The organism is Paenibacillus jiangxiensis, assembly GCF_046098255.1.
GTDB lineage: Bacteria > Bacillota > Bacilli > Paenibacillales > Paenibacillaceae > Paenibacillus > Paenibacillus jiagnxiensis.
The window spans coordinates 130,272-142,689 of record NZ_JBJURI010000010.1; the positions used below are offsets into that span (position 1 = coordinate 130,272).

Sequence of the window (12,418 nt, forward strand, 5' to 3'; positions counted from 1 at the left end):
TCAAAAACGGGGAGAGGTAAATGTGGACAGCAAAAGCCTGATGGAGCTGCAAGCTTCAACTTTATATGTGCTTAATGAACAAAATAGAATCGTTAGGATCAACGAACAGAATGCACCGGAGGCTCCGGCCGTCTTTCTGGGTCATGCAAAAGATACGGTCCTGTCTTATTATCATGAGAAGTTGCCTGCCTCCGTCGTGGCCGAGATCAGCCGATATGCTACTCTTCCGCTCAATATTGCCGCCGTCCTGAACGCTGTCTCCGCATACAAACCCGTTAAAGGCATCTGGATCGGTCCTGCTTTTGCATGCGTGCAGCCCGCAACAGATACAGTATCTTCAGCGGTCGTCATCAATTTACATAACAGACAATTGCTTGAGCCTTATTTTGAGGGGCTTATACCTGAGCTTGAGGTCCGCCTACCAGCTGCCGCTTATATTGTAGAAGGAAGGGCCGTGTCTGTATGCTGCTGTGCCAGAAAATCGGGGCAGGCTGCCGAGGCGAGCCTGGAGACTGCGCCTCTATACAGAGGGAAGGGGTATGCGCAGGAGGCTGTAATTGCATGGTGTCAGGAAGTGCGGCGGCAGGGGCTGCTTCCCTTGTACAGCACTTCATGGGACAATCTAAGCTCGCAGAGGGTTGCGCATAAAGCCGGATTTACGCAGTTCGGCAGTGATTTTAGCGTGTATGTTGCTGATTAGCTGCCTTCCTTAGAGGGTCTTTCCGGAGGAGATGGACTCTGCCATGCAGGAGCCTGACCACCGTATTCGTGCTGCAGCCGCTCGACCTCAGCGATCAACTCGGGTCCAATTGCTGCCCTGAACTGTTCATACAAGGGCATCCAGGCGGTTCGCCATTCCTGCAATGTCTTGTCATCGGGATATACGATCTCCATGTCGGAGGACTCCTGAATGCTTCTCCACTGCTTGCGGTTAATCTCCGTCGCATTGCGGTTGGCCCATGCCTCTGTTTCTTCCATGGCGCTCTGAATCTGCTGCTGCAGGTCCGGCGGAAGCTCTTCCCAAAACTGTCTGTTCATCAACACACCGTACCCCAGATAGCTGTGGTTCGTAACCGTTAAATACTGCTGTACCTCGTAAAGCCGTTTGGAATAGATGTTGGAAATCGTGTTCTCCTCGGCATCTACAGTGCCATTTTCCACATTTCTGTAGATTTGATTGAAGGGCAGCGGATAGGTTGCGGCACCCAGCGAACGGTACTGCTCCTGAATGACACGGCTTGGCTGAATGCGCATCTTCCGATTGCGCACATCCTGAGGATGTACGATGGCCTTATCGCGGGAGGTGATCTGACGAAACCCGTTGCTCCAGAATGCCATGGCGATCATACCGTGGTGCTCTGCCGACTTTTTCAGCTCCTCTCCAATCCTTCCCCGAAAAGCAGCCATAACTGCCTCCTCGTTCGGATAAGTGAACGGCAGGTCCATAACCATCCATTCCGGAATGGCCTCGGCAATATTCGAGAAGCTGGGTGCGATCACTTGCACACTGCCGTTGTGCAGTGCTTCCATTTCATCGCTTTCGTTATAGAGGGACGCATTGGGGAACAGCTCCACATGCACCCGATTCCCGGTTTTATTCTCGACGAGATGCTTGAATTTTTCCGCAGCCTGCCCTTTCGGCGTATTCTCTGCAACGGAATAGCTGAATTTAATGACAATATCTTCGTGCAGCCCGGTCTGCTCATCGTCATAAACGAGCGGATCGGCGGGCAAATAGGAATAAAAGCCGATGGCAGCGGCTGTCAGCAGTCCAAACATGACAAAAAGGCCGATGCCCCAAAATGATTTCATGATCTGCATTCCCCCGGTTGCTCAACAGAATGCTTATAGTTTATCATACGCTAAGGGTTTTATTGCAAACGGTATCAATTACTTTTCATCTTAAAGGCACTGGGGGGGCAATGTGCGCAAAGGACTCCGGATTAAAGGGAAAATCACGATCCTGTCATTTTGTATTGTTCTGTTTGCCTTCAGCATCGGGGGCATTATTCTGACAGGCCATATCGCTTTGCTCAAGGAAGACGAGCTGGGGCAGCGGCTGCTCGTTACAGCCCGGACGGTGGCGGAAATGCCTGCGGTGGCGGAGGGACTCACGGACAAAGACAAGCGTCCTGCTCTCCACAACATTGCCGAACGAATCCGTATTGTCAATAACACAGATTATATAGTCATTATGGACATGAATGGAATTCGTTGGACACATCCGGCAAACCGGCTGATCGGCACCAAATCCGGCGGCGCCGATGAGCGGGCTGCATTTGCGGAGCATACGTATTTGTCGAAGGCCAAAGGGGAGGAAGGCACCGCGCTGCGCGCGTTTGCGCCCGTGATGAACGAAGAGCGCGAGCAGGTGGGAGTCGTTCTTGCCGGCAAGCTGCTGCCAACGCTGGGGGTCTTGATTCAAAGCATGCTTGGTGAAATTTATGTGATTTCGCTGCTTACACTGCTGTTCGGCATTTGGGGCTCCTGGCTGCTTGCCAGTCATATCAAGAAACGCATGTTCGAGCTGGAGCCGGAAGAGATTGCAAGGCTGCTCGTGGAGCGGACAGCCACATTTCAGGCGATGCATGAAGGGATTGTGGCGATTGACAGCGAGGAGAAGATCACCATATTTAATGACAAGGCCAAGGAAATGCTGCGTGTTCAGGGGGATGTGATCGGACGCCCTGTCCGGGAGATCCTTCCTGATTCAAGGCTTCCGGCCACACTGCGGGCCAACCGGCCGCTGTATAATCACACCGATTTTATCGGTCCCGCCCAGATTGTAAGCACCCGAGTTCCAATCACCGTAAAAGACAGGGTGGTCGGCGCGGTGTCCATATTTCAGGACCGGACGGAAGTGACACGCATGGCGGAGGAACTGACCGGTGTCAAAGCGTTTGTGGAAGCGCTGCGGGTACAGAGCCATGAATATATGAACAAGCTGCATACCGTGGGCGGTTTGATTCAACTTGGGGATGAGAGGCGTGCGCTTGCCTATTTGTACGAGGTGGTTGAGCAGCAGGAGGGGCTGCTGCGTTTCGTGAACCAGCGCGTCCGTGTCGACAGCATCGCCGGTCTTCTGCTCGGGAAGATCAGCCGCGGCAAGGAGCTCGGCATCGAAGTCAGGCTGGACAGCCGCAGCTGGCTTGAAGAACTGCCGGCAGCCCTTGACCATCATGACATGGTGGTTGTGCTGGGCAATCTGGTGGAAAATGCGTTTGATGCCCTGCAGGATAAACAGGGGATCAGAGAGGTGTTTCTGAGCGTTGAGCAAAATGCGGAGGTCTGCTCCGTACTGATTGAGGATAACGGCCACGGCATGAGCCAGGAGACTCTAGCAAGATTGTTCGAAATGGGGTATACAACGAAAAAGAGTGAGCATCGGGGAATCGGCATGCACCTGGTATACAGCATTGTGGATGGAGCTGGCGGCACGATAGCCATTGATTCGGACGAAGGCGAAGGTACGAGCATTATGATTACACTGCCGATGCAGCGGGAGGAGGGGAATGATGGGGAAAGCAGAGCCGACGAAAGTCGTCCTGATTGAAGACGATTCGATGGTCCTCGAAATTCACAGGCAATTTATTGAGAAAGCGGGACCTTATAAAGTCATCGGTACCGCCGCAAACGGGCTGGATGGCATGGAACTGCTGCGCAGGCTGAAGCCTGAGCTGGCAATTCTCGATATGTACATGCCTGTGCAGGACGGATTAACGACACTTAGCCTGCTGCGTCAGGAGCAGCTGAATATTGATGTGATTGCAATTACGGCGGCCAATGATCCGGAGACGATTCGCCGGGTGCTGCAGCTCGGGGCTGTGGACTATATAATGAAGCCTTTTCAATTTGAGCGGGTCAAGCAGGCTTTGGCGCAATACACGGCCAAGAGGGGCAGGCTCGCAGGCGGCGGTTCCCTGTCACAGACGGAGCTGGACCGTTTGCTGCACGGCCGGAAGCAGTCAGGCACTGCTGCGGTTCAGGAGGAGCAGGAGCTGCCCAAGGGGCTGCAGGCCATGACGCTGCGCCAGATCATCGCTTTTATGGGGGAACAGAATGACTCCCGCTCCGCGGAGGAGGTCGCGGAGGGGACAGGCCTGGCGCGGGTAACGGCCCGCCGCTATCTGGAGTATTTGCAGAAAAAAGGCGTTCTTTTACTGGATGTCCAATACGGTGGAGTGGGCAGACCCGTTAACCGCTATAAACTGAATGACAATACACGGTGAATAAACATCACAAATAAGCATATAAATTTCATACTACGCGAAAAAAATCGCGGACATGGAAAGGCAGCGGATCGCCAACATCCGCCATGGGGAGCGGTGCCATGCGGAGATGAAGTCATAAGGTTAGCGAGCATGGAAAGATTACAGGAAATGCTGATACTCAGAAAAGGAGTTGATCATGATGTGTGCATTATCCACATTATCCATACGAATTTGCTCCGATGAAGATTTGGACCTTCTTGCGGTTCTGAACAAGCAGCTTATCGAGGATGAGCAGAATGACAACAGTATGACTGCGAAACAGCTAAAAGAAAGATTGCGGACTTTCATTCATGGAGGCTATAAAGCTTATCTGTTTGAAGAGCGCGGTGAAACCATCGGTTATGCTCTTGTAGATCATGGCCGGCAGCCTTTGTATTTAAGACAATTTTTCATATCGAGAGATTGCAGAAGAAAGGGTTATGGTAAATTATCGTTTGAGAGACTGCAGCATTTTCTGGGCACCAATAATTTAGATGTTGAAGTGATGTATTGGAATTCTTCCGGATATGAATTTTGGAAGTCGCTTGGCTTCCGTGAGAGAAGTATTTACATGAGGCTGTAGAAAGCAAACTTTCAGGTACTAACACAAGTATCAGTTTGATTTAAAAAAGCGAGTATCGGTGGCCGGATTCCACCAATACTCGCTTTTTCTCTTATGCATGGCATTTACTCGCTTTTGTCATGTGTGGCATTCGGCAAGAAGGGCAAAGGGTCGAGAACAGGGAGAAATTGCTCCTGTTCTCGATCCTTTTTTTATCCAAGCAAAAATCGTGGGCTTTGCGATTTTTGATCGGGTATTTTGGAGTAGGGTCGCGCAGGCAGCAGCGGAGAGGACGAAGCAATTCCGGAAAAGCGGAGCGTTCGCCTTTGGCCCGGAGGGTCAACAGCGATTGTAGGAATGCTTCGTTCTCGGAGCGTCTTACCACAACTCATTGTATCGATCAACGATTACAAGACCTAAATGAACAAAAAGAACAAAAAGGCCAAATTATTCCCATGTTTTCATGTAAGCGGTATCATTCTGTCAATGACATAGATCACAAAAGGGGATGTACATTTCATGAGTATTCCGGCAGGTGCCAATACAAGCATTATTCTCCGGCTTGAGCTGGAGCGCAGCACGGCCTCTTTTGGGGGCATCGCCACCGCCATCAGCGAGGCGGGTGGAGATATCATCGCTATCGATGTAGTGCGTACCGATAAATTGACCACGACGCGTGACTTGACCATTAATGTAACCGATTCCAAGCAGACGGACCTCATCGTTGAGCTTCTCGGCCGGCAGGAGGGTGTAACCGTTGTCCATGTCTCCGACCAGACAATGCTGATGCATCTGGGCGGCAAGATCGAGATGAATCCCAAATATCCGATCAAAAACCGCAACGACCTGTCCCGGGTCTATACTCCAGGCGTAGCGCAGGTGTGCACTGCAATTGCGGAAAAGCCTTCGCTGGCCCATCAGCTGACCATCAAGCGTAATACGGTTGCGGTTGTATCCGATGGCTCCGCCGTGCTGGGACTCGGCAATATCGGGCCTGAAGCGGCCATGCCCGTGATGGAAGGGAAGGCCATGCTTTTCAAGCAGATGGCCAATGTGGACGCTTTCCCAATTTGCCTCGATACTCAGGACACCGAGGAGATCATTCGCATTGTGAAGGCACTCTCGCCTACATTCGGCGGTATTAATCTGGAGGATATTTCGGCTCCACGCTGCTTTGAAATCGAGGAAAGACTGATCCAGGAGCTGGACATCCCCGTCTTTCATGATGATCAGCATGGAACTGCCGTCGTGCTGCTGGCCGGGCTGCTGAATGCCTTGAAACTGACCGGCAAAGAGCTTGCAGCATGCAAAATCGTTGTGTGCGGCCTGGGCGCTGCCGGAACCGCCTGTGCCAAGATGCTCGCGGCCGCCGGGGCCGCCAATATCATCGGAGTGGATCGCGAGGGGGCTATCCAGCGCGGCGTCCGTTATGCCAATCGGGGCTGGCAGTGGTTCGCGGACCACACCAACCCGCACGGGGAATCCGGAAGGTTGTCCGATGTCATTGCTGGTGCGGATGTGTTCATAGGGGTATCCGGTCCTGGTGTGCTGCAGGTGGATGACCTGAAGCGCATGGCCACAGATCCCATTGTGTTCGCGATGGCCAATCCGACGCCGGAAATTCTGCCTGAAGAAGCCGAGCCTTATGTCCGGGTGATGGCGACAGGCAGATCGGATTATCCGAATCAGATCAACAATGTACTGTGCTTTCCGGGAATGTTCCGCGGTTTGCTGGACTGCAGAGCGGCACGGGTAACTGACGAAATGAAGGTCGCAGCCGCCAAGGCGATTGCTTCCGTGGTCAAAGACGAAGAGCTGAACGAAACCTATATTATCCCAAGTGTATTCAATCAGGCGGTCGCGGAGCGTGTGAGCGAAGCGGTGATTGCAGCGGCACATGAAGCCGGCGTGGCCCGCAGAAACCGCGACAAAACGCCGGTGCTCAGCTGACACAGCTATTCAGGAGGTTGAACGAATGAAAAAGAAGTTATGGAAAAACCTGTCCGTGCAGGTGCTGACAGCGATTGTCCTGGGAATCATCTTCGGCATTCTGTTCCCGCAATTTGCGGACCGGATGAAGATCATCAGCGACATATTCATCAAAATGATCAAAATGGTCATCGCCCCGATTGTGTTCATGACGATTGTCATCGGCTTCGCCAACATGGGCGATATGAAAAAGATCGGACGGATCGGCGGCAAAGCGCTGCTGTACTTTGAGATTGTGACAACGCTGGCCATGGCGATTGGTGTGGCCGTCATGTATCTGGTCCGTCCCGGTCATGGCATGAGTACTCAGGGCGTTCAGGCGGACGCGGTGGCCAAGTTTCAGGAGCAAGCCGCGGAATCAAGCCACGGATTTCTTGATTTTATCGTTGGCATCGTTCCCGACAATGCGATAGGTGCTTTTACAGGAGGGGATATGCTGCCAGTGTTGTTCTTCTCCGTCCTGTTTGGTCTCGCCATGGCAGGGTTGGGTGAGAAAGCAAAGCCGGTTACCCATTTTCTTGAAAGCGCTAACGAAATCTTCTTCCGCATTGTAGCCATGATCATGAAGGTATCTCCATTCGCAGCTTTCGGCGCCATGGCCTATACAATTGGCAAATTCGGCGTGGGCTCCCTGTTCTCGATCGGCAAAATGATGGGTTCGGTTTACATCACGATGTTTTTGTTCATCGTTATCGTCCTTGGTCTGATTGCGCGTATGAACGGGTTCAGCCTGTTCAAGCTGCTGCGTTTTATCCGGGAAGAGCTGCTGCTTGTACTGGGCACGTCGTCTTCCGAATCAGCGCTGCCACGTGTCATGAACAAGCTGGAGAAATTCGGCTGCTCCAAGCCCGTGGTGGGTTTGGTTGTGCCGACAGGGTATTCCTTTAATCTGGACGGCACGTCCATTTACTTGTCCATGGCGGCGATGTTCATTGCCCAGGCTTATGGCGTAGAACTGACTATTACTCAGGTGCTTGTGCTGCTCGGCGTCCTGATGCTGACCTCCAAGGGAGCGGCGGGCGTTACCGGCTCCGGGTTTGTAACGCTGGCTGCGACGCTTGCGGCCATACCGAACAACGTCATTCCAGTTGAAGGCATGGCGCTGCTGCTGGGGGTGGACCGCTTTATGTCCGAAGCGCGCGCGATCACGAATATCGTGGGCAACAGTGTGGCAACGGTCGTCATTGCCAAGAGCGAGAAGGAATTTACACCGCCAGAGGAGCTGGGGCTGGAGATCGGGGCCATCCGTCCCCTGCAAGGGGAGAGCACCGATCCGGCCGTATAAGCTTAATCGACCATATTCTATGAAAAGACAGGGAGCCTATTGGCTGTTCCCTGTCTTTATTTTTACCGAATATTTCAGGTAGACAAAAAGAAACTCTAAATTCATTTAACTTGCGTGGTGGAACTCTAGCATTTTGCCTTATAATACAACACAAATAGTAATAATTTTCAATTTTTTATCATCTCTATGAAGCGGAGGGCTAATATGAGATATAGTGAAGAGGTGCTCTGGAGCCAATTGGAAGATGTACGCGGTTACACAGTAGGGGTCTGCAAAACATTGGCGCCTGATCTGGTTCAAATTGTGCCCAAGGGTTTTAACAATTCTATTTTGTGGAATGTCGGGCATATCGTATATGACCAGGACGTCTGGTTTCATTATTTGATTGCGGACGAAGCGGAAGTACCGGCTGAATATGGGGAATTCTTTGGTTTTGGCACGAGCCCTGGAACCTGGACGAATGAACCGCCTTCCTGGGAGGAACTCGTGGATCGTTTGATTTCGCAGCCTGTTATTCTCAAGCGGAAGTTTAGCGGCCGCCTTGAAGAACCGCTGCAGCGTGTGAGCGAGCTCGGGATGAGCACGATCGGGGAAGTGATCCCGCGGACTCTGTATCATGAGTGGTATCATCTTGGGTTCGTACAGTCCATTCGAAAAATTTTGTCTGCGGATCATTAACCAAAAAGACTGATCAAGTCGGAGGTTTTATGAAAAACAGGATACATATTCTAGGCGCTTCCGGTTCCGGAACTACAACGTTGGGAAAGGCGCTAAGCAGCGCACTTCCGCATGTTCATCTGGATTCAGATGATTTCTTCTGGGCACAAAAGTTCACAGAGAGGAGACCGCCTGAAGAACGCTTACGCCTGCTGAAACAAGAAATGCAACCTTGTCCGCAATGGACGCTCTCCGGGTCTGTATGCAGCTGGGGCGATGCATTGAAAACCGAATTCGATCTGGTCATCTTCTTGTCGGTACCACATGAACTGAGAATGGAGAGATTACGGGGAAGAGAACGTGAGCGGTATGGTGACGATATTTTACCCGGGGGGTGCAGATATGAGGATTACCGCACATTTATGGACTGGGCGGCACGGTATGATGAAGCAGGTCCGGAGATAAGAAGCAGGGCATTGCATGAACAGTGGGTGTTGGATTTGACCTGTCCGGTGCTGCGGCTGGAGGGAGATATGACGGTTGAGCAGCGTATAGAGCACAGCATAAATTGCATCATGACATAATTTTCGGTTCACCATCATTTCGGAGGGAGGGTTCTGCCATGCCATTGCCTATGGTTCATTTAAGCACTGCTGTGACCTTTGCGGAGCGAAAAAATCTGCAGGAGATTTCGGGACTGTTCTATCTGGGCAATATCGCGCCGGATGCCATCCATATGAGAGCTGGAAGCACAAGCGGGGACAAGCAGAGAACCCATTTTGAGCACAAAACGCAAGGGGATGACCTGAAAGACCTCAAATTTTTGTACATAGAATATATGGCTCATCATAAAACTGCTGCTGCCTGGAAATGGTTCGTTAAAGGTTATTTCATGCACATACTTACCGATTATTACTGGTTCAAGCTGCTCTACCCCGGTTATGTTGATCATGCTGACAGGCTCGGGCTCTCGGACCAGGAGAAGCGAACTTATTACTACAGGGAAACGGATCAGGCTGATTTTCATCTGTTCAGGCAGCAGCCATGGCGGGAGCTCGTCTGGATGGCCATGGACGAAACGGAGGTTTATGACTTCGGCGACCTGCTGAGCGCTGACGAGATCAGCAGATGGAGGGACCGCACGTCCACCTTCTTCGCGGACCCGGCGAAGGAGCCGCGCATTACGCCGGAGTACTTTTCGGATGCGCTTATTCAAGGATTTGTGGCGGATACGGCGGAGAGGCTGCTGCCGCTGTTCGATGAATGGGATGAGTTGGCGGGTTGGAAGGAATAAGGCAGGCTTTCGCCTGCTTTTTTTGTAAAAATGGGATGTAAGCGCTTGACGGGAGAGCCGCTTCATGAGAAAATGTACGCGCGTACATTCATGCTTAAAGGGTTGATGAACATCGTAAGAAGAATCGAAGTGGCTGAACTGGCCGGTGTCTCGGAGGCTACGGTATCCCGCGTCCTTAACGGAGTAGGCCCCATCAAGGAGGAGACAAGGCAGCGGGTTCTTGAGGCAGCTGAAAGGCTGGGTTATACACCGAACGCCATGGCCCGCAGCCTGGCCCGCAGACGCAGCGGCAACCTGGGGGTGGTGATGCCCTATTTGCCCAAGGCACGCCTCTTTTCCGCCCATTATTTCTCTGAAATTTTGAGCGGGATTGGAAGCAGGGCGCGGGAGGAGGGTTATGATCTCCTGATCATATTTCGTGACCCGGATGCTGCAACAGATGTCGAAGGGCTGTTCCGCATGCAGAAGATCGACGCCTGCCTCATTCTGGGGGCCAAGGAGGAAGCAGGGGAGCGGGAAATGCTGCGCCGCATGCAGGAAAAGGGATATCCGTTCTGCCTGATCAATCAGCATTTTGCAGGCGAGTCCTTCAATGAGGTGGATGCGGACCATACGGAGGGCAGCTATCAGGCGGTCCGCCATCTGCTGCAACAGGGCTTCCGGTGCATCGCTTTCGTGAACGGCCCCGATGCCTACTCGAACAGCAGCGACCGTAGGGCAGGTTATGAGCGTGCACTGCGGGAAGCGGGCCTGCCGGTTGAGCCAGATTTGCTGTTTGCGGGCAATTTCAGCAGAACCAGCGGGCTGAGGGTTGCGGAGGAGATTCTGGGCTGCCTGGACCGTATCGACAGCATCTTTGCAGCTAATGACCGTATGGCCATCGGCATTCAACAGGGACTGCGGCAGGCGGGGATTTTACCGGAGCATATGCCCGCCATTGTGGGATACGACGACTCGGATGCAGCGGAAATGACTTCCCCGGGACTAACCAGCGTAAGAGTTCCGTTTTATGAGCTTGGGGAAATGGCGGCAGCACGAGTGCTTCGCCTCCTGGAGGAGCCGGAGAAGGATGAGGAGAACAGCCCTTTTAAAGTCAGGCTTCCTGTGGAGCTGGTAGTCCGTGCTTCTTCCGTAAAAAACAATTAAAGACTAAACCATTTGCAAAGGAGGACTTCCATGCAACAGCTTCGTATCGGAATGATCGGTTACAAGTTTATGGGCAAAGCCCACAGCAATGCTTACCGCAGTCTGCCCATGTTTTTTCCGCAGGCGTTAAAACCGGAGATGTCGGTGATATGCGGCCGCAATGATGAGGCGGTCAAGCAGGCGGCACAGCAGCTGGGATGGCAGTCGAGCAGCACGGACTGGAAGGAGCTGGTTGGACGTGAAGATATCGACCTGATCGATATCAATGCGCCAAGTGACGCTCATAAGGAAATTGCGATTGCGGCGGCACAGGCGGGCAAGCATATTTTCTGCGAAAAGCCGCTTGCGCTCTCCCTCAAGGATGCCCGTGAAATGCTTGATGCGGCTGAAAAGGCGGGGATCAAGCATATGGTCGGCTTCAACTACCGCTTTTCTCCCGCGGTCCGGCTGGCCAAAAGGCTGATCGACAGCGGCCGGCTCGGTAAAATCTATCATTTCCGCGCCTGGTTCCTGCAGGACTGGATCATGGACCCTGATTTTCCGCTCGTATGGCGGCTGCAGAAGGATGTGGCAGGCTCCGGCTCCCATGGCGACCTCGGCGCACATCTGATCGATCTGGCGCACTTCCTCGTCGGCGGTATGGACGAAGTGATCGGCATGAGCGAGACCTTTATCAAGGAGCGCCCACTGGCCGCCGAAATGACGGGCTTGAGCGCCAAGGGAAGCGCGGCATCCGATGCCCCAAGAGGGGAAGTCACCGTAGATGATGCGACTCTTTTTCTGGCCCGGTTTGAAAACGGTGCGCTCGGCAGCTTTGAGTCGACCCGTTTTGCGGCTGGTCACCGGTCCACGAATGCGTTTGAGATCAACGGCAGCCTTGGCAGCGTAAAATTTGATTTCGAGCGCATGAATGAGCTGGAGGTTTATTTTGCTTCAGATGATGAGGACGTGCAGGGTTTCCGCAGAGTGCTGGCCACCGATCCGGCCCATGACTACGCCGAGGCCTGGTGGCCGCCGGGCCATACGATCGGCTTTGAGCATACGTTCATCCATGAAGTGCTGGAGCTGTCATCTGCGATTGAAGAGGACCGCCAGCCTGAGCCAAGCTTCCATGACGGAGTACGCTGTCAGGCGGTACTGGAAGCGGTAGAGCGCTCCATCGACGAGCGGCGGTGGGTTAAAATCAGTGAAATGTAAGCGTTGTCTCCAAACATTTTGGTATCGGGAGGGCTTAG

Annotated in this window: 12 protein-coding genes; 11 read left to right on the forward strand and 1 reads right to left on the reverse strand. The window is 52.8% G+C overall.

All coding sequences use genetic code 11. The features are described 5' to 3' along the window. Positions 1 to 22 precede the first annotated feature (22 nt). Entirely contained in the window at positions 23 to 700 is a 678-nt protein-coding gene (locus tag ACI1P2_RS12070; protein ID WP_355320042.1) for a GNAT family N-acetyltransferase, read from the forward strand. Here the strand turns inward: ACI1P2_RS12070 and ACI1P2_RS12075 are convergent. Beyond that, positions 697 to 1,812: a DctP family TRAP transporter solute-binding subunit gene (locus tag ACI1P2_RS12075; RefSeq protein WP_355320044.1), complete on the reverse strand. Its 1,116-nt coding sequence runs from the start codon at positions 1,810 to 1,812 to the stop codon at positions 697 to 699. The genes ACI1P2_RS12070 and ACI1P2_RS12075 overlap by 4 nt on opposite strands. A 112-nt stretch (positions 1,813 to 1,924) precedes the next feature. Between ACI1P2_RS12075 and ACI1P2_RS12080 the strand changes: the two genes are divergently transcribed. The 10 genes from ACI1P2_RS12080 to ACI1P2_RS12125 all read left to right on the forward strand — a co-directional run bounded on the left by ACI1P2_RS12080 (position 1,925) and on the right by ACI1P2_RS12125 (position 12,380). After that, positions 1,925 to 3,553 (forward strand): sensor histidine kinase, encoded by a 1,629-nt coding sequence (locus tag ACI1P2_RS12080; protein ID WP_355320046.1) that lies wholly within the window; start codon positions 1,925 to 1,927, stop codon positions 3,551 to 3,553. After that, on the forward strand, positions 3,516 to 4,229 hold the full coding sequence (locus ACI1P2_RS12085) for a response regulator (protein WP_355320047.1): 714 nt from the start codon (positions 3,516 to 3,518) through the stop codon (positions 4,227 to 4,229). Before ACI1P2_RS12080 ends, ACI1P2_RS12085 begins: the two co-directional genes overlap by 38 nt. Positions 4,230 to 4,407: 178 nt before the next feature. Further along, the gene (locus tag ACI1P2_RS12090; protein ID WP_355320049.1) at positions 4,408 to 4,833 is read left to right on the forward strand and encodes a GNAT family N-acetyltransferase; all 426 of its coding nucleotides are present in this window, start codon (positions 4,408 to 4,410) and stop codon (positions 4,831 to 4,833) included. Positions 4,834 to 5,331: 498 nt separating this feature from the next. Beyond that, a complete protein-coding gene (locus ACI1P2_RS12095) occupies positions 5,332 to 6,762 on the forward strand; it encodes an NAD-dependent malic enzyme (protein WP_355320051.1) in 1,431 nt (476 codons plus the stop codon). 25 nt (positions 6,763 to 6,787) lie between these two features. Beyond that, complete coding sequence (gene dctA / locus ACI1P2_RS12100) at positions 6,788 to 8,086, forward strand: C4-dicarboxylate transporter DctA (protein WP_355320053.1); 1,299 nt, start codon at positions 6,788 to 6,790, stop codon at positions 8,084 to 8,086. A 204-nt stretch (positions 8,087 to 8,290) separates the two neighbouring features. Next, on the forward strand, positions 8,291 to 8,764 hold the full coding sequence (locus tag ACI1P2_RS12105; protein ID WP_355320055.1) for a DinB family protein: 474 nt from the start codon (positions 8,291 to 8,293) through the stop codon (positions 8,762 to 8,764). A 29-nt stretch (positions 8,765 to 8,793) separates the two neighbouring features. Continuing rightward, positions 8,794 to 9,327: an AAA family ATPase gene (locus ACI1P2_RS12110; protein ID WP_355320057.1), complete on the forward strand. Its 534-nt coding sequence runs from the start codon at positions 8,794 to 8,796 to the stop codon at positions 9,325 to 9,327. A 38-nt stretch (positions 9,328 to 9,365) separates the two neighbouring features. After that, positions 9,366 to 10,037 (forward strand): hypothetical protein, encoded by a 672-nt coding sequence (locus tag ACI1P2_RS12115; protein WP_355320059.1) that lies wholly within the window; start codon positions 9,366 to 9,368, stop codon positions 10,035 to 10,037. A gap of 105 nt (positions 10,038 to 10,142) precedes the next feature. Next, positions 10,143 to 11,183: a LacI family DNA-binding transcriptional regulator gene (locus ACI1P2_RS12120; protein WP_408976209.1), complete on the forward strand. Its 1,041-nt coding sequence runs from the start codon at positions 10,143 to 10,145 to the stop codon at positions 11,181 to 11,183. Between the two features lie 30 nt (positions 11,184 to 11,213). Further along, positions 11,214 to 12,380, forward strand: coding sequence for a Gfo/Idh/MocA family protein (locus ACI1P2_RS12125; protein WP_355320061.1), 1,167 nt, complete (start codon positions 11,214 to 11,216; stop codon positions 12,378 to 12,380). The last annotated feature ends 38 nt before the right edge of the window (positions 12,381 to 12,418 follow it).